Source organism: Tenacibaculum sp. 190524A02b (assembly GCF_964036645.1).
Lineage (GTDB): Bacteria > Bacteroidota > Bacteroidia > Flavobacteriales > Flavobacteriaceae > Polaribacter > Polaribacter vairaonense.
This window is the reverse complement of the sequence record NZ_OZ038525.1, coordinates 4,032,453-4,050,327: the sequence shown is the minus strand read 5'-3', so window position 1 is coordinate 4,050,327 and position 17,875 is coordinate 4,032,453. Positions and strand designations below refer to the sequence as shown.

Genomic DNA, 17,875 nt, shown 5'->3' with positions numbered 1-17,875 from the left:
AGCTAGGAAACGAAAACAATAAGTATAGAAGTAGCAAGTGATCCTGACTAACCTAAAAGGAAAAATAATATTAACCCAACTGACACTAAACTATATAAAGAAATAGCAGTAGAGAAAGTAAAAGACAAAAGGTTAATTTTATTGAAAATGTAATAATAAATAGAATGAAAAAAAGTATAATTTTTAGCCTATTATTGGCATCAATAGTACTCGTTTATTTTTTTAATAAAAACAAGAAATGTATAGCTTCAAAAGCTGATGCAATAAAGTTAGCTAAAAATGAATGGATTAAAATCTTTGGGTCAGAAATTCTAAAAAAGAAACCTTTTGTTCTAGTTAATTACAATAATGATATTTGGCATATAGAAGGAACTTTACATACCGATTCAGGTGGTGTTCCTCATATAAAAATTAGAGGAAAAGATTGTGAAATAATAGAAATATACCACACTAAATAAAATATCCGATAGCGCGGATTTAACGTAGTGTAATCCGTGCCGATAACGAGTAAGAAATACAATTTTAAAATAACCAAAACCATAGCATTAATTTGTTATGGTTTTGTTATTTTAGGGATATGCTTATACCACTCTAGAAATAGATGGTATTGGGTTTATAAATTAACTTCATGTGTCACTCGACGGGAGTCGAGCGTTAGCTAAGAACTATTAACAGTGTTGTTAGAAAACTTGTGAAAAAGCATAATAAACAAGTAGCAAATAACCGTTATAGAACTAAAAATTAATTTTAAATTATAATGAAGAAAGACCATTTAAAAAACTTGTTTTTTTTAACAGTATTAATAGCAATTATGCAATCTCTTTTTTTGAGTTATATAACTAGTGATTATGCTCGCCCTACAGTTGATAGAGTAAATATATTTAGAGAAGAAATAGGATTACCTACAAGACTTACATATTCAAATTGGAATCCGAAAAGCCCAGGAAGTTTAGTTTTTAATAAAGATGGTAACAGGATAGAAGTTCCTATTATAATGCATAATGTAAAAAATATAAAAAATGAAAATTAAATTAATTACCTATTTTATGTTTATTCCACTTTTTTTTAGCTGCAATAAAAATGAATTAAAACTAAATAATAGTGAAGCTAATTTAATGGAAGATGCTATCGATTATATAAGAAATAAAAACCATTTAGGAATGAAAGATTGTTATATCGTTAGCCCTTATTTTAATTATTATAATCTTTCTGATTTTTTTGATTCTAAGGATAAATCATTTGTTAATTATTTTGAATCAAAGAATAAAAATAAATTAATAGAGAAACAAAAGAATATTAATGATAAATATTGGAAGAAAAAAAGTAGGCAATTAGGAAGTTTTTCAAAATGTGATTCTAGTAAATATGTAATTCGTTTTTCAGGCTTGGATGATTCAATTATAATAGCCTACCTTGAAGAGTTTGAAGACAAGAAAAACTTGAGTTCATTGAAGCCAAAAGAAAAGTTAATTAATAGAGAAACAATTTTTTATTTTTTCGTACTAGATAAAAATAAAAAAATTGTAAAAGTACTTGAAGATGCTGTTAGTTGGTGACGAAGTACTGCCCGATAGCGCGGATTTAACGTAGTGTAATCCGTGCCGATAACGAGTAAGAAATACAATTTTAAAATAACCAAAACCATAGCATTAATTTGTCTATGGTTTTGTTATTTTAGGAATATGCTTATACCACTCTAGAAATAGATGGTATTGGGTTTATAAATTAACTTTATCTGTCACTCGACGGGAGTCGAGCCCGAAATAATAGCAAAGCAGAAAAAAAACACAATATGAATAATGATTTTTACATGGGACTATGTTTGTTTATTTTAGGAATTCTTTATATGATTTATATTCTTTCAGAGAATAAAAAAGAAGAAAACTTAATGTTAAAGCTAAGTCGTATGAACAGCTGGGGATTAGTCATTCTTTTTGTTTTAGGTGGAATTATAATAATGTTTAAATAATTAAAACTTATTTCATAGAAAAAACGGTTGTCTTAACAAAAACAAACCCGATCGCACTGATATGTCGCACACGTGATAGTTCAGAAATGTTTTCTGTGCCGAGTATGAGTAAGCAGACCAGCTAAACAAGAAAAACTGGAAAGAGTTAGTTAAGGGTAAATTAATTGATTTAGGATTATCTCAAGTTAATAATAAAAAAAAATATTTCGGAAATATATAAGGTTTTAATTGATGATAAGTTAAAACTACCCAAGTAATTCATATCTTAAGGATAATTATTTGAAAGTTTTATAAAGCTAAAAATGATAGATGTTTATTTTCTTTTTTTACTAGGATCTTGATCAGTATTAAATACTGAATACACGATAATTTCATCTTTATACTGTTCATAAATAATTACAAAAGGAAACATTTTAAGAGGTAACTCTCTAAAAACAGGTTTTCTTTTTAATTCAAATGTAGCTTTGCCATTTTTTAATGTCTGAAAATATCCGTCAAGGTAATTGAAAAATTCAGCACCTAACCCAACTTTATTGGATTCATAATACTCAATGGCTTCCTCAATTTCTAATTGTGCTTCGTACTCGACAATCAGTTTAAAACCCATATTTATTCTCTATCTGCTGTTTTAGATTATCCCAATTTGTACCATTAGTTTCACCAGAATGAAACCTTTGTCGACGCTGCTCGACTTTTTTATAATGACTTTCAGGAATAAGTGAAGAGGTAGTTGATGGGCTGGTATTAATAGAATCAAATATACCAGACAACGTATCTAATTTAGATTCGTCTTGTAAAAAATTATTGAATTGGTCTATTAACTTATTTCTTAATTCTGCTGCTCCCATACTACTAACATTTATAATTCAAAGATAATTAAAATATACCAAAATAGGTAACATAAACTATACCGAAGTTAAAAATCTAAAAACATTAGATCACTCTTAAACAAGTATTTATATTTACTTTAGAAGAGAAAGTTCATTGAAATAAGTTGCTTGAGAGGTGGAAAAATTCTGCATAAGGGGCAAAAAACCCAATAGCGCGGATTTAACGTAGTGTAATCCGTGCCGATAACAAAGTAAGAAATACTGTTTAAAAATAACCAAAACCATAGCATTAATTTGTTGTGGTTTTGTTATTTTAGGAGTATGCTCATACCAGTCTAGAAATAGATGTATTGGGTTTATAAATTAATTTTATGTGTCACTCGGCGGGAGTCGAGCTCTAGCTAGGAAAAAGCTATTGATAATCATAACGCTGCACTAGTAAGCACTTACTAACCGATAAACAGATTCCTTCACTTGTAAACTGCGTTCGGAATGACGAGTCGAGCTCTAGCTAGGTAAGTAAAAACAGTAAATAATTATCAAATTAAAAAGTACATTTCACTACCTAAAAGACTACCACAAAAACTCCATTTTATTACGTTATTTGGCAGTGGCGTTGAAAGTAAAATGGCTAACCCCTTATTTTTCATTCAGCACAGCAAAATAAAATAACTTTTTAATCGAGTTACAGATTGCTTTACAGCTTATAATAGGCTCATTTAAAAACTATTATTACAATCCATATAAAAAGCCACAGTTTCCTGTAGCTTTTTGTTTTACACTAACTTAAATACAACCAATACTAAAGATTAATTGTAATTTTTAAAACTTTTAAATTAAAACCCTCACTAACATTGGATTCATATCATTAATAATCAATCGTTTCATCTATAAATAGTCGAACTTAAAAGAAATATTGCTAATTACTTGAAAACGTCTCGATACAATTTCCTATCCTTTTAGTCTGAAAAATCACACGACGTGACATTCAAAAAAAATATTAAACGGTTGCTTTTTCCAAGACTCCTACCTCTAGCATACATTCTTTCATCATTTTGTAGGTACGTTCAATATCATTGTCTAATCCTATAGAAAAACGAATCAATCCGTCTGTTAAGCCCATTTCTTTTTGTTCTTCTTCTGGTATTTCTGATGAAGTGGACGTTCCTGGTGCGGAGAATAATGTTTTATAAAACCCTAAACTTACCGCTAGGTATCCTAAGTTTTTCTCTTGCATTAATTCCATCAACGCATTGGCCTTATCTAATGAGCCTGCATCTATGGTTAACATTCCTCCAAAACCATATTCTTCATTCATCATTTCTTTAAAAATTTCATGTGATGGATGTGAAACTAATCCCGGATATACTGTTTTTACACCATCTGCTTGAAATTGCTCTGCTAAATACATTGCATTTTTACTATGCTGTTTTATACGTATGTGTAACGTACGCATGTTTTTCATAATAGAAGCTGATCGTAAAGAATCCATAGATGCTCCTAATAACATGCTAGCACCATCAATTACGCTTTTTTGCGCCGTAATAAATTCAGAAGATGCACAAATTACACCTCCCATAGTGTCTGAACTACCGTTGATGAATTTTGTTAGACTGTGAATTACAATGTCTGCTCCTAATTGTGCTGGTGATATTGATAATGGCGAAAATGTATTATCTACCACTAATTTTAAATCGTGTTTTTTTGCTAATGCAGCCAAGGCTTTTATATCTGCTACCTCTAATAAAGGATTGCTTACTGTTTCGCAATAAATTATTTTGGTATTTTTATTTATTGCTGCCTCTACTACTTCTAATTTGGTAATATCTACAAATGAAGTAGTAATATTCATTCTTGGTGTAAAGTTTTTCAAAAAAGCATAGGTTCCTCCATAAATGGTTCTACTAGATACAATATGATCTCCCGCTCCACATAATTGCATAATAGTAGGTGTAATTGCGCCCATTCCTGAACCTGTTACATGTGCTGTTTCTGTTCCTTCCATTGCCGCTAAGGCTTCTCCCAAGTATAAATTTGAAGGTGAGGTATGACGTGAGTATAAATAACATCCGTCTGTATTCCCTTCAAAAGTATCAAACATTGTTTTGGCTTCTAAAAAGGTATAGGTAGATGAATCTGAAATGGATGGATTTACCCCACCAAATTCTCCAAAATATTGTAGGTCTTGTATATTATTTGCGGGTTTAAATTTCATAATAACGTGAATTTTGTTGTTTTTAAGATTACTAAATACCGTTATTTTTGATAAAAAATCAATAGAAAACACTTATTATAGTTTTTTTTTCTATTTTAAGCTTTTAATTATACAAATTCCTTTAAAAAAGAGTTGTTTTAATACAAAACCATAGATTATTTTTCATATGAGACTTGATAATACCGATAAAAAACTTTTGACTTTATTGCAAAACGATAGTAAACAAACTACTAAAAGCTTGGCTTTACAGTTAGGTTTATCAGTAACAGCTGTGTATGAACGGATAAAAAAACTAGAGAAAGAATCGGTTATCAAACAATATGTTGCTTTGGTAAACAAAAATAAAGTAGACAAAAATTTGTTAGTGTTTTGCCATATAAAACTAGTAAAGCATACTAAGGAGTTTATTGCTGATTTTGAAAAAGAAATTAAAAGTTTACATGAGGTTACCGAATGTTTTCATGTGAGTGGTGAATATGATTATGTTTTAAAAATATATATTAAAGACATGGATTCTTATCGAGAATTTATGGTAAATAAAGTAACGGGCTTAAAACATATAGGAAGTACTCATAGTGTTTTTACTATTGGAGAAGTAAAGAACACTACTACGATTTCTATTTTAGAGTCTTAAGCTATTAATTTAAAAGGACAATTTTAAAATCTTTTTCTTTTTTGGCTTTTTAAGGTACAAGTATTTTTTATTGTAATCTATAAATGCTTTTCCGCTTTCTAAAATGTCTGCTCCAATTATTCCGTGTACTTCTTTTGCTTTATGCTGGGTTAATGCAGTATTTACATGGGTTAAATCAAACAGTACTAAATCGCATTTTTGAGTTTTCCACTTTCCTATGGTAAGCATATTGTTATCAGACCTCAAGGTTTCCATATCTGTTGCTCCTGCTCCTGCTGCTTTAATATCACTTTCTTCTGAAACTAGTTTAAAATAATCTATTAAATCTATTCCTACGCATGAGTTTGAAGCACCTGTATCTAAAATAAAACGACCTTTAACACCGTTGATAGTCGCTTTTAATTCTAAATGGTTTGTCACAATTTTTTTGAGTTTTATTTTTATGTATTTCTTTTTCTTTAATACTTTTTTCAAACTTGCCATTTCTTGTACTTTTGTCGCACAAAGATACAACGCAATTATTAATAAATGATTACTGATACCCATACCCATTTATACTCAGAGCAATTTGATGAAGATAGAAGCACAATGATTACTAAAGCTAAAGAAGCTGGTGTTTCTCGTTTTTTTATTCCTGCTATTGATAGTTCTTATACAGAGCGAATGTTAGACTTGGAACAAAAATATCCTGATGATGTATTTTTAATGATGGGATTGCATCCTACTTCTGTTAAGGAAAATTATTTAGAGGAACTAGCCTTAGTTAAAGAATGGATTGATCAACGTAATTTTTATGCAATTGGTGAAATTGGTATCGACTTATACTGGGACAAAACTTTTTTACCACAACAACAAGAGGCTTTTAAAACTCAAATTCAATGGGCAAAAGAGAAAAAATTACCCATAGTTATTCACTGTCGTGAAGCTTTTGATGAAATATTTGAGGTTTTAGAAGAAGAAAAAAGTGATGATTTATTCGGTATTTTCCATTGCTTCACCGGAACTTTAGAACAAGCAAAACAAGCTATTTCTTACAATATGAAATTAGGAATTGGCGGCGTAGCTACTTTTAAAAATGGAAAGATTGATAAGTTTTTACATGAAATAGATTTGAAACATATTGTTTTAGAAACTGATGCGCCTTACTTAGCTCCTACTCCATATAGAGGCAAACGAAATGAGAGTAGTTATATTACGAATGTTATAGATAAATTAGTGGATATTTACGGGTTATCTTTCCAAGAAATTTCCGAAATTACCACCAAGAATTCAAAAGACGTTTTTGGTGTCTGATACACAAACTACATATTATAAAACTCCTTTAGGCATTGCCAAAATCATTGGAAATAATGATGGTATCCAGTCTGTTTCTGTTTTAGATGATGATTTTACAATCCCTAAAAATACAGAAACTGACTTAGCAAACCCTTTGGTAAATTGTGTTTTGCAACTTGAAGAGTATTTTAATGGTCATCGTAAAGAATTTGATTTAAAACTGAATCCAAAAGGCACGGATTTTCAACAAAAAGTATGGGAAGCACTTTTACATATTCCGTATGGAAAAACACGTTCTTACCTAGAACAGACCAAAAAACTAGGTGATATAAAAGCCATTAGGGCTGTAGCATCAGCCAATGGTAAAAATCCTATTTGGATTATTATTCCTTGCCATAGAGTTATTGGCTCAGATGGTTCACTAACTGGTTATGCTGGCGGTGTGTGGCGTAAAAAATGGTTATTGGAACATGAAAGTGGTAGTAAGCAACAAACTCTTTTTTAATTACTGAAAGATCATTAAAGATTTAATTGAGGTTTCTTTTTTCTATAAAAAACTTCTTCAACAAGAAACTACATTCTTTTTCTAACACACCTGAAATTACTTTTGTTTTAGGATGTATCTTGGTATTTAACACACTAAACCCTAATTTAGGCTCACTTGCTCCGTACACTATTTTCCCTATTTGCGTCCAATAACTAGCACCTGCACACATTTGACATGGCTCTAATGTAACATACAGCGTACAATCTTTCAAATATTTTCCTCCTAAAAAATCAGCTGCTGCTGTGTATGCTTGCATTTCTGCATGTGCTGTTACATCATTTAATGTTTCGGTTAAATTGTGTGCTCTTGCTATTATTTGCTGCTTAAATGTTATTACTGCCCCAACTGGTACTTCTCCTTTATCAAAAGCTGTTTGAGCTTCTTGCAATGCTTTTTTCATAAAATAAACATCATCAAACGGATTCATAGTATCTATTATTTAAAGTAGTATAGTAACAAATGTAACTAAAAAATAAGTGTGCAGTCTGCATTCAAATTACTTATTTTTGTCAAAAAAACGGTTTGATATCTATACGTATTCCTGAAAACAAAAAAGTTTATTTTGCTTCTGACCAACATTTAGGGGCACCTACACAAGAAGCTAGCTTTCCTAGAGAACAGCAATTTGTTCGCTGGTTAAATAAAGTTAAAGAGGATGCCGAAGCTATTTTTTTATTAGGTGATTTATTTGACTTTTGGTTTGAATACAAAACAGTTGTTCCGAAAGGTTTTGTAAGGGTTTTAGGGAAACTAGCCGAAATTAGAGACAGTGGTATTCCTATTTACTTTTTTGTTGGAAATCATGATTTATGGATGGGTGATTATTTTGAAAAAGAACTAAATATCCCTGTATATCATAGTCCACAAGTTTTTAAATTAAACGATAAAACCCTATTAATTGGTCATGGTGATGGGCTTGGCCCTGGAGATAATGGGTATAAACGAATGAAAAAAGTTTTTACTTTTCCTTTATTTCAGTGGATGTTTCGCTGGTTACATCCAGATTTAGGAGTTAGACTAGGGCAATACATGTCTGTTAAAAACAAATTAATTTCTGGAGATGAAGATGCAAAATTTTTAGGCGAAGACAATGAATGGCTTGTTCAGTACTGTAAAAGAAAACTAACTACCTGTCATTATGACTATTTTGTTTTTGGCCACAGACATTTACCACTAGATATTACTTTACAAGAAAATAGTAAATATATAAATTTAGGAGATTGGGTAAAATACTTCACTTATGGTGAATTTAAAAACAACATACTCACTTTAAAAGAATATAAATAAAAAAAGCGCCATTAAGGCGCTTTTTTGCTTTCATATAAACATAATTCTATTTGAACTTAAACGTAAGTCCTCCTTTAAAAGACATTCCGTTAAATCCAAATTGATTCACTTCCCAAGGATATCTGAACCTTCCTCCTAAGTCTGTAACAGGATCTCCTAAGGTTTCAATTTCATCTGGAAACACATCAAATAAGTTGTTTACTTGCGCCCTAAATGAGATCGTATCAGAAAACTCATATCCTATAGATAAATCTGTTACTATTTTACCTGTAAATGTTTGATCTTTGTTTGGATCTGATGCATGTAACCATGTTACTTCTCCGAAATACGTATTATTAATATTAGCCGTTAAATCTCCAATTTTATAATTAGCTCCAAATAAGAACTTCATATTTGGTCTTGCACTAATAATTCTCGATTGCTCTTTTCTATTAAAGATTTTGTTTTTGTAATTTGCTAAACTTTCAGGAGTTTTAACCTGTCCCTCTATCTCCGTTCTATTTACATTTAATGCTGCATTAAATCCTAATTTACCAGAAGCAAAATCTAAATTTTTTAAACGCATCGTATAATCCAATCCTTGTGTAATTGTATTCACTGCATTAACAAAAAACTTAATACTGGTAACACTATTGTCATCTAGAACTTGTTGTACCGCCGCATTAGGATTCCCATTATCATCCACACCGGTAATTTCTCCAGTAAATAATACTCTATCATCTACTCTTACATTGTAATAATCTAACGAGATAGAAAAGTTACTTGATGCTTTAACTGTTATACCTGCTGATATATTTTTAGATGTTTCAGCAAATAATGGCGCTACTCCCAAACCTCTAATAACAGGACTTATGTTATTAAAAGTACCTTGGTTGGATATTGTATTATTAGAAATTAATGTTTGTACATTACTTAAATATACTTGATGTAATGAAGGCGCTCTAAAACCTGTACTATACGAGGCTCTCAATACTCCTGCCTCTCCTATTTTTTGTCTAGCATTTACCTTCCATGAAAAATTATCTCCAAAATCTGAATAGTTTTCATAACGAATTGCACCTCCAATTAATGTAGCTTCAGAAATATCCCAATCTAAGGTTCCATAAGCACCAATATTGGTTCTTGTTTCATTTAAAGCATTACTAGGCTGTAAACCAGGAAAAGATTGTGCACCTCCGTTTACATATGACTCCTCTTGACCCGCCGTCACTTTAAAACGCTCTTGCCTTGCCTCAATTCCAGCTCCAACACTCACTTGTCCAAATGTTCCGTTCACATCTAAATTTCCTATTATATTACTAAAATCATAGGCACCAGCATCAAAACTAGTAGGACTATTGGCTCCTAAACTTGGGTTTATTGTATTCCCTATTGTATAATCTACAGAGTTTCCTCCATAAGTAGCACTTAAATCTGCATTTAAATCACCTAGCTTAAATTTACCTCCAGCAGTAAAATTTAAGTCCATTATATCTGTTTCAAAAGTTGGTTGAAATCCATTATAAGTCTGTCCTGACGGAGTTAACAAACCAAAATCATCAGTAATCCAATAAGGTGTTCTGTACAACGCAAAACTTTTACCTTGTCTTATATTTCCTCCACCAAATGCATATAGTTTTGTATTATCGTTTAAAGGATATTCACCATTAAAATATAAATCTCCTTTTTTCATTTCTGGCTGACCAACAATCATCCCTAATGTTGGATTTTCTTTAGTCCATTGGTTATTAACACCAAACAAGTCATCTCTACCTGGTTCACCAGCTCTATTTGTATAGTCTTGGTAGGCTGCTCCTATTGTAGCGTTAATAAATCCTCCATTATCAAATGATACCGTATGGTTTACATCAACATCAGCATTAAACCCATCTCCTCTAGAAGTTACTCCTGAGTTTAAATTAACTTGAGTAAAATCAACATCTTTCTTTAAAATGATGTTTACAACACCAGCTACTGCATCAGAACCATACTGAGCTGAAGCTCCATCTCTTAAGATCTCAACTCTTTCAATGGCAGCTGTTGGGATACTTTTCATATCTGTACCTACCTCACCTTTACCTGGTGTATCATTTACATACACTAATGCACTTTGATTTTTACGTTTTCCGTTAATTAACACCAACGTTCTACTTGGTCCCAATCCTCTTAAATCGGCTGGATCAAAATGTGCCGTTGCATCTGAGATTGTTTGATTAGTTGAATTGTAAGACGGCACTGTATATGTAAGCATTTGATCAATATTTGTTTGACCAGTTGCTTGAAGTTCTCTTACTCCTACATTATCAATAGGAACTGCCGAATCTAAAATTGTTCTCGGTTTAGCTCTGTTTCCTGTTAACACTACCTCATCTAATATTCCACTATCTTCTTCTATTACTATAGTAATACCTGAAGTAGCATTAACAGTTCTTTCCACCGTTTTAAAACCTATGGAAGAAAAAACTAATGTTGCTGGTAGCTTTTTAACATTTATGGAAAAATCTCCATCATCTGAAGTGCTAACCCCATTTGTTGTTCCCTTTTCAATTACATTGATAAAAGGAACACCTCGTCCGTTTTCATCTGTTACCTTCCCTGTTATTACTTGCCCCATAACTGGATAAAATAATAGCATAGTAAAGACAACTAATAGTCTGGTTACTAATCTCATAATTTATACGTTATTGTTATAAAAAAATTTAACACCTTATAAATATAATAATAAAAGCCTCAAAACTTCGTTATATACTCTTCAAAACTCTTAAAAAAATAATTTTACACAATTTTTACGTTTTTTTTAGGTTTAACCTTACTTTAACAATAGTTAAATTCTTAATATTGTAGTTTTGTTCACCAAAAATGCGAATTTAATTCAAACATATATGGATGTAGATGTAAGAGCTATTAATGAAAAAATTGAGCAGGAAAGTGCTTTTGTAGATTTACTGACCACCGAAATGAACAAGGTAATTGTTGGTCAAAAACATATGATAGAACGCTTACTTATTGGACTTTTGGGAAATGGTCACATCTTATTAGAAGGTGTTCCTGGTTTAGCAAAAACACTTGCTATTAATACGCTTTCTAAAGCCGTTCAAGGTAGCTTTAGTCGTGTTCAGTTCACACCAGATTTATTACCTGCTGATGTTGTAGGTACTATGATTTATAATGTGAAGGAAAATGATTTTTCTATTAAAAAAGGACCCATTTTTGCTAATTTCGTATTAGCTGATGAGATTAACAGAGCTCCTGCAAAAGTTCAATCTGCTTTATTAGAAGCCATGCAGGAACGTCAAATAACTATAGGAGATGAAACCTTTAAACTGGACGAACCTTTTTTAGTGATGGCTACCCAAAATCCAGTTGAGCAAGAAGGAACTTACCCTTTACCTGAAGCACAAGTGGATCGTTTTATGTTAAAAACAGTCATTGACTATCCTAAACTACAAGATGAGCAATTAATTTTACGTCAAAACTTAAATGGTAGTTTTGAAAAAGTAAACCCGGTTGTTTCTATCAACCAAATTATCAAAGCCCGTGAAGTTGTTGGGGAAGTTTACATGGATGAAAAAATTGAAAAGTATATACTAGATATTATTTTTGCTACACGTTATCCAGAAAAATACAACTTAGCCAAAATACAACCTCTAATAAGTTTTGGTTCTTCTCCTCGTGGAAGTATTGCTTTAGCTAAAGCAGCAAAATGTTATGCTTTCATAAAAAGAAGAGGCTATGTTATTCCAGAAGATGTTAGAGCTGTAGTTTATGATGTATTAAGACATCGTATTGGAATCACATATGAAGCTGAAGCTGAAAATATTTCATCAATAGATATTATAAATACAATAATTAACGAAGTTCAAGTCCCCTAAATAACGACATTGCAATAACCATACTCTACTACGAAAGAAAAAGTTTTATTAACCCCCTTAAATTATTAGCTATATTATGGTTTATAAATTAACAACGTACAAAACATTAACAGGAACAAAACAAATTTTAGAATTGCAAAAGAAAAAAAGAACAGAGGCCATTGTTTACAAAGGAAACCAACCTGCTTTTTTTGTAGACTGCTTTGATTTACAAACAGAATCAAACGTAAAAATGAATAGCTTAGTTCTTTGCCAAAAAAGAAGTATTGAAGAAGTAATTAAGGATATTAGTAAAAGAAACAATATTGATTTATCAGTAAAAGAAGCTCCCCTCTTCTCTATTGAAAAATCTTATGAATATAGAGAGGTGGAACTTCCCCCTTTACCTGAAAATTGGTTAAACTAATTAATGGACACTAAGGAGTTACTTAAAAAAGTTCGTAAAATAGAAATAAAGACACGTAGGTTGTCTAATCATATTTTTGGAGGAGAATACCATTCCACTTTTAAAGGGCGTGGTATGACATTCTCTGAAGTAAGACAGTATCAATACGGTGATGACATTAGAGCTATTGACTGGAATGTTACTGCTAGATACAATGAACCCTACGTAAAAGTTTTTGAGGAAGAACGCGAATTAACCATGATGTTAGTTGTGGATATTTCTGGTTCTGAATTTTTTGGAACTTCCCAGCAATTTAAAAAAGATACCATTACAGAAATAGCAGCTACACTAGCTTTTTCTGCCATCCAAAATAACGATAAAGTTGGTCTAATTCTTTTCTCTGAAAATGTAGAATTATTTATTCCTCCCAAAAAAGGAAAAAGTCATGTTCTACGTATTATTAGAGAATTGATTGAGTTTGATCCAAAAAGTAAGAAAACAAACATTAACGAAGCGCTTAAGTTCTTATCAAATGTTATGAAGAAAAAAGCTATTGTGTTTGTCCTTTCTGATTTTATGGATGATGATTATGAACGTACACTTAAAATTGTTGGTAATAAACATGATGTTACAGGGATTAGAGTGTATGATAAACATGATGAAAAAATTCCTAACTTAGGAATGGTATCTATGGTTGATGCTGAAACTGGTGAGGTACATTTTGTAAATACAAGCTCCTCTTCTATTAGAAACCAATACAAACTTAATGCTCACCGTTTAGCGGATTACTTTAAAAATACGTTTAGAAAAAGTGGTGCTGGAGTTATCAATACTCGTGTTGATGAAAGCTATGTAAAAAAGCTTTTAGGATATTTCAAACAAAAAGGATAATTATTGAATGATGATTTTTAAAATGAGATATACATTATTTTACATATTACTTTTAGCTTCAACTATCCTTAGCTATGCTCAATCATCTTTAGTTAAAGCAGAAATAGATACAACTAGTATCCGAATTGGTGAACAGTTTGAATTTAAAATAACGGTAAATGAAACCGAAAGCGTTATCATTCCTAAATTAGATAATTTACAAAGTTTAGAAGTTGTTGATTCTTTAAAAATAGATACCATAAACAATAAGCTTATAAAGAAATATATTCTTACAGGGTTTGATAGTGGTGCTTTTTACATACCTAGACAGCAAATCTTTATAAAAAATCAAGCATATTTAACCGATAGTTTATTAGTAAACGTAGCTACTGTAGCTATTGACACTACTAAAATAAAAAAATTCCCTATTAAAGGAATAAAAGGAGAACCTTATCAGTTTGATGATTTTAAGAGTTATGTATACTGGGCTTTAGGTGTTTTAGCTATTGTTATTATCTCTTTATACTTTGCTTTAAAACGTTCTGATAATAGTAGTACTGAAACATACATTCCTAAACTAGCTCCTTATCAAGAAGCTATAAGAAATTTAAAGCTTTTAGATGAAAAGTTGCTATGGCAAAATAACCAAACAAAACAATATTACAGCGAACTAACCAATATTGTTAGAAACTATATAGAACGTGAACTTTCAATTCCCGCTTTAGAGCGTACAACAAATGAAGTTATTGAAACATTACATGATTTTAACAATGCAAAATCTATAGTAACTGACACCAATACTATAGACAATTTACAGAGTTTATTAAAACAATCTGACCTTGTTAAATTTGCTAAATCTAAACCTATTGCAAGTGAAATTGAAGGGGATAGAAACATAGCTGAACATGTTATCAATAATTTAAAACCATTGGTAACTGAAGAGGTTTCTGAAACGAGTTATAGTAAACCCGTAACTTTGGTACAAAAACCAACTATTAAAAAAACGTCTACTATTTCAAAATTAATAATAGTTGTGTTATTAATAGCAACCATGTTGCTTTTTTCTTTTGGAATTTCCAAACTAATTAGTATGTCTAATAATTTAAAACCATCAATAGAAAATGTTCAATAATTTTGAATTTCATAGTCCAGAATTTTTATGGCTTCTATTGATTATTCCTTTATTAGCTATATGGAGTTTTTTAACTCGTAAAAAAGATAACGCTCATTTAAAAATAGGGAGTATTAAAGGCTTCACTATAAAAAAATCACTTTTATCTAAGCTCAAACCGCTATTATATGTACTAAGGCTTCTAGCCATAGCTGCTATAATAATGGGATTAGCTAGACCTAGAAATGTTTCTATTAGTAAAAAAACTAAAACTAACAGAGGTATTGATATTGTAATGGCAATTGATGTTTCTGCAAGTATGTTGGCAAAAGATTTAAAACCTAATAGGCTTGAAGCACTTAAAAGAGTGGCTACTGATTTTATAAACAGAAGACCTAATGATAGAATTGGAATTGTAGTTTACGCTGGTGAAAGTTTTACACAAACTCCAATAACAAGTGATAAATCAATTGTTAAAAGAACTATATCTGAAATTAAATGGGGACAACTTGAAGGAGGTACTGCTATTGGAATGGGATTAGGTTCAGCTGTAAATAGATTAAAAGAAAGTAAGGCAAAAAGTAAAGTCATTATTTTACTGACCGACGGTGTAAACAATACTGGATTTGTTGATCCTAAAACTGCTACAGAATTAGCTAAAGGAAACAATATTAAAGTATACACTATTGGGATTGGAACAAATGGAATGGCACCTTTTCCATGGACAAAAGATCCAAGAACTGGTAAGATTTCATTTAGAAACCAACAAGTTGAAATTGATGAAACTTTGCTAAAACATATAGCCAAAGAAACTGAAGGAAAATACTTTAGGGCAACTAACAACACAAAGCTAAAAGCTATTTATAACGAAATAGACAAACTTGAAAAAACCAAAATAGAAGAATTCAAGTATTATAATTACACTGAAAAATATCGTTTTTGGGTATTCATTGCTGGTATATTATTACTATTAGAATTTGTTTTAAAGAACACTATATTTAAAAGCTTTATATAATTTATGTATAAAATTGAAGAGCCAATATATTTTTACCTTTTTGCAATTATTCCAGTTTTAATTGTTGTTTTCCTATTGGTTTTATGGTGGAAAAAAAGAACGCAAAAAAAGTTTGCATCTCAAGAGTTATTAGTTAAACTTGCTCCAAATTCATCAAACTTTAAACCTACTTTAAAATTAATTTTCTTTTTACTTGGATTATCTTTTTTAATACTTTCATTAGTAAACCCTAAAATGGGAACTAAATTAAAAACAGTTAAAAGAGAAGGAGTAGATGTGGTTTTTGCTTTGGATGTTTCTAAAAGTATGCTTGCTGAAGATATCGCTCCTAACCGACTTGAAAAGTCTAAACAGATTATTTCTAAAATCATTGATAAATTAGGGAGTGATAGAGTAGGAATTATTATTTATGCAGGAAACTCTTATCCGCTTTTACCTATTACTACCGACCATGCCGCAGGAAAAATGTTTTTGCAAAACGCAAATCCTGATATGGTTTCGAGTCAAGGTACTGCAATTACTGAAGCTTTAAACTTAGCTAAAACCTATTATAATAATGATGAACAAACCAATCGTTTCTTAATTATCATCTCAGACGGAGAAGATCATCAAGAAGAAACAAAACAAATTGCTCAAAACATTACTAATGAAGGTATAAAAGTGTATACAATTGGGGTTGGCTCTGAAAAAGGTGGTCCTATTCCTATAAAATTAAATGGCTCACTTATTGGTTATAAAAAAGATAGAAAAGGTGAAACTGTAATCACACAAAGAAAATCTAATGTTTTGCAAGAAATTGCTGAAATAGGTAGCGGAAGTTATATTGATGGCAATAAAACTGAAACTCCCGTAAAAGCGATTGCTGACATCATAGCAAATGCTCAAAAAAGTGAATTTGAAACCAAACAATTTTCAGATTACAAAGACCAATTTCAATGGTTTTTAGCCATTGGTTTGCTGTTTTTAATTATTGATGTTTTCTTTTTTGAAAGAAAAACTAAATGGTTAAAGAAAGTAGATTTATTTAATGAGGAAACTAAAAAATAAAAAAATGAATATCCGTTATACTTCTGTACTTATCTTTTTATTTTTTCTAATTACTAATACTATAGTAATTCAAGCCCAACAGGATACATTAAAACTACATAGAGAGGCTCGTTCTCTTTTGCGTGAAGGTAACAAACTATATAACAAACAAAAATTTAACGAAGCTTCTATTGCTTACCGAAAAGCCTTAAGTAAAAACAGTAAATATGATAAGGCTAGTTATAACTACGGAAATACTTTATATCAAAATAAAAACTATAAAGAGGCTATTTCTCAATTTGAATTAACTGCAAAAACTGCAAAAGATAAAATTACAAAAGCTGAAGCATATCATAATATTGGGAATGCAATGCTAGAACAAAAACAGTATCAACCTGCTGTTGACGCTTATAAAAATGCATTACGTAATAACCCAAACGATGATGAAACTCGTTACAACTTAGCTGTTGCTCAAAAAGCATTAAAAAAAGAGCAACAAAATCAAAAAAACAATAACGACAAGAATAAGGATCAGAAAAACAAAGACGACAAAAATAAAAAAGATAAAGACAACAAAAACAGCGAGAAAAATAAGGATCAGAAAAAGAAAGACGATAATAAAGATAAAAAAGATCAGGACAAAGACCCTAAAAAGGATCAAGATAAAAACAAACAAAACCAAGATCAGAAAAAACAAAAAGATAAACAGCAACAAAAGCCTCAGCAGGGTAAAATGACTCCAGAGCAAATGAAGCAATTACTGGAAAGCTTAAATAATGAGGAGAAAAAAACACAAAAGAAAATGAATGTAAAAAAATCAAAGGGACGTAAGGTTAAGCAAGAGAAGGATTGGTAAAATG

Annotated in this window: 20 protein-coding genes; 14 read left to right on the top strand and 6 right to left on the bottom strand. The window is 30.8% G+C overall.

What is annotated here, in order from left to right:
• Positions 1 to 164 precede the first annotated feature (164 nt).
• The 3 genes from ABNT65_RS16215 (at position 165) to ABNT65_RS16205 (ending at position 1,556) form a co-directional block, all read left to right on the top strand.
• Positions 165 to 458 (top strand): NTF2 fold immunity protein, encoded by a 294-nt coding sequence (locus ABNT65_RS16215; protein ID WP_348746305.1) that lies wholly within the window; start codon positions 165 to 167, stop codon positions 456 to 458.
• Positions 459 to 757: 299 nt separating this feature from the next.
• Entirely contained in the window at positions 758 to 1,030 is a 273-nt protein-coding gene (locus ABNT65_RS16210; RefSeq protein ID WP_348746304.1) for a hypothetical protein, read from the top strand.
• Positions 1,020 to 1,556, top strand: a complete 537-nt coding sequence (locus ABNT65_RS16205; RefSeq protein WP_348746303.1) for a hypothetical protein — start codon at positions 1,020 to 1,022, stop codon at positions 1,554 to 1,556. Before ABNT65_RS16210 ends, ABNT65_RS16205 begins: the two co-directional genes overlap by 11 nt.
• Positions 1,557 to 2,282: 726 nt before the next feature.
• Here ABNT65_RS16205 and ABNT65_RS16200 read toward each other — a convergent pair.
• The 3 genes from ABNT65_RS16200 to ABNT65_RS16190 form a co-directional block, all read right to left on the bottom strand.
• The gene (locus tag ABNT65_RS16200; RefSeq protein ID WP_348746302.1) at positions 2,283 to 2,576 is read right to left on the bottom strand and encodes a type II toxin-antitoxin system RelE/ParE family toxin; all 294 of its coding nucleotides are present in this window, start codon (positions 2,574 to 2,576) and stop codon (positions 2,283 to 2,285) included.
• Positions 2,566 to 2,817 carry an addiction module protein gene (locus ABNT65_RS16195; protein WP_348746301.1) on the bottom strand — a complete coding sequence of 84 codons (252 nt, stop codon included), beginning with the start codon at positions 2,815 to 2,817 and terminating at the stop codon, positions 2,566 to 2,568. The genes ABNT65_RS16200 and ABNT65_RS16195 overlap by 11 nt, the downstream gene beginning before the upstream one ends.
• 982 nt (positions 2,818 to 3,799) lie before the next feature.
• Entirely contained in the window at positions 3,800 to 5,014 is a 1,215-nt protein-coding gene (locus ABNT65_RS16190; RefSeq protein WP_348705335.1) for an aminotransferase class I/II-fold pyridoxal phosphate-dependent enzyme, read from the bottom strand.
• Between the two features lie 166 nt (positions 5,015 to 5,180).
• Between ABNT65_RS16190 and ABNT65_RS16185 the strand changes: the two genes are divergently transcribed.
• Positions 5,181 to 5,648, top strand: a complete 468-nt coding sequence (locus ABNT65_RS16185; protein WP_348705333.1) for an Lrp/AsnC family transcriptional regulator — start codon at positions 5,181 to 5,183, stop codon at positions 5,646 to 5,648.
• Between the two features lie 9 nt (positions 5,649 to 5,657).
• Here the strand turns inward: ABNT65_RS16185 and ABNT65_RS16180 are convergent, their stop codons facing one another.
• The gene (locus ABNT65_RS16180) at positions 5,658 to 6,131 is read right to left on the bottom strand and encodes a retropepsin-like aspartic protease (RefSeq protein ID WP_348705331.1); all 474 of its coding nucleotides are present in this window, start codon (positions 6,129 to 6,131) and stop codon (positions 5,658 to 5,660) included.
• A 45-nt stretch (positions 6,132 to 6,176) separates the two neighbouring features.
• On the opposite strand from ABNT65_RS16180, the gene ABNT65_RS16175 reads away from it, so the two are divergent.
• Positions 6,177 to 6,941 carry a TatD family hydrolase gene (locus tag ABNT65_RS16175; protein ID WP_348746300.1) on the top strand — a complete coding sequence of 255 codons (765 nt, stop codon included), beginning with the start codon at positions 6,177 to 6,179 and terminating at the stop codon, positions 6,939 to 6,941.
• Positions 6,934 to 7,428, top strand: coding sequence for a methylated-DNA--[protein]-cysteine S-methyltransferase (locus ABNT65_RS16170; RefSeq protein ID WP_348705327.1), 495 nt, complete (start codon positions 6,934 to 6,936; stop codon positions 7,426 to 7,428). Before ABNT65_RS16175 ends, ABNT65_RS16170 begins: the two co-directional genes overlap by 8 nt.
• Positions 7,429 to 7,450: 22 nt before the next feature.
• On the opposite strand, the gene ABNT65_RS16165 is transcribed toward ABNT65_RS16170, so the two are convergent.
• Positions 7,451 to 7,897 (bottom strand): nucleoside deaminase, encoded by a 447-nt coding sequence (locus ABNT65_RS16165; protein ID WP_348705326.1) that lies wholly within the window; start codon positions 7,895 to 7,897, stop codon positions 7,451 to 7,453.
• 95 nt (positions 7,898 to 7,992) lie between these two features.
• On the opposite strand from ABNT65_RS16165, the gene ABNT65_RS16160 reads away from it, so the two are divergent.
• Positions 7,993 to 8,757, top strand: a complete 765-nt coding sequence (locus ABNT65_RS16160) for a UDP-2,3-diacylglucosamine diphosphatase (RefSeq protein ID WP_348746299.1) — start codon at positions 7,993 to 7,995, stop codon at positions 8,755 to 8,757.
• Between the two features lie 46 nt (positions 8,758 to 8,803).
• Here ABNT65_RS16160 and ABNT65_RS16155 read toward each other — a convergent pair whose 3' ends face one another.
• Positions 8,804 to 11,407 (bottom strand): TonB-dependent receptor, encoded by a 2,604-nt coding sequence (locus ABNT65_RS16155; RefSeq protein WP_348746298.1) that lies wholly within the window; start codon positions 11,405 to 11,407, stop codon positions 8,804 to 8,806.
• 211 nt (positions 11,408 to 11,618) lie between these two features.
• Here ABNT65_RS16155 and ABNT65_RS16150 point away from each other — a divergent pair, with 211 nt between their 5' ends.
• From ABNT65_RS16150 to ABNT65_RS16120, 7 genes are all read left to right on the top strand, one after another.
• The gene (locus tag ABNT65_RS16150) at positions 11,619 to 12,608 is read left to right on the top strand and encodes a MoxR family ATPase (RefSeq protein ID WP_348705320.1); all 990 of its coding nucleotides are present in this window, start codon (positions 11,619 to 11,621) and stop codon (positions 12,606 to 12,608) included.
• A gap of 76 nt (positions 12,609 to 12,684) precedes the next feature.
• Positions 12,685 to 13,014, top strand: a complete 330-nt coding sequence (locus ABNT65_RS16145) for a hypothetical protein (RefSeq protein WP_348705318.1) — start codon at positions 12,685 to 12,687, stop codon at positions 13,012 to 13,014.
• A gap of 3 nt (positions 13,015 to 13,017) precedes the next feature.
• A complete protein-coding gene (locus ABNT65_RS16140) occupies positions 13,018 to 13,884 on the top strand; it encodes a DUF58 domain-containing protein (protein ID WP_348746297.1) in 867 nt (288 codons plus the stop codon).
• Between the two features lie 22 nt (positions 13,885 to 13,906).
• A complete protein-coding gene (locus tag ABNT65_RS16135; RefSeq protein ID WP_348746296.1) occupies positions 13,907 to 14,995 on the top strand; it encodes a hypothetical protein in 1,089 nt (362 codons plus the stop codon).
• The gene (locus ABNT65_RS16130) at positions 14,985 to 15,989 is read left to right on the top strand and encodes a VWA domain-containing protein (protein WP_348746295.1); all 1,005 of its coding nucleotides are present in this window, start codon (positions 14,985 to 14,987) and stop codon (positions 15,987 to 15,989) included. Before ABNT65_RS16135 ends, ABNT65_RS16130 begins: the two co-directional genes overlap by 11 nt.
• A gap of 3 nt (positions 15,990 to 15,992) precedes the next feature.
• Positions 15,993 to 17,036 carry a VWA domain-containing protein gene (locus tag ABNT65_RS16125; protein ID WP_348705312.1) on the top strand — a complete coding sequence of 348 codons (1,044 nt, stop codon included), beginning with the start codon at positions 15,993 to 15,995 and terminating at the stop codon, positions 17,034 to 17,036.
• A gap of 4 nt (positions 17,037 to 17,040) precedes the next feature.
• Positions 17,041 to 17,871: a tetratricopeptide repeat protein gene (locus tag ABNT65_RS16120; RefSeq protein ID WP_348746294.1), complete on the top strand. Its 831-nt coding sequence runs from the start codon at positions 17,041 to 17,043 to the stop codon at positions 17,869 to 17,871.
• Positions 17,872 to 17,875: the final 4 nt, after the last annotated feature.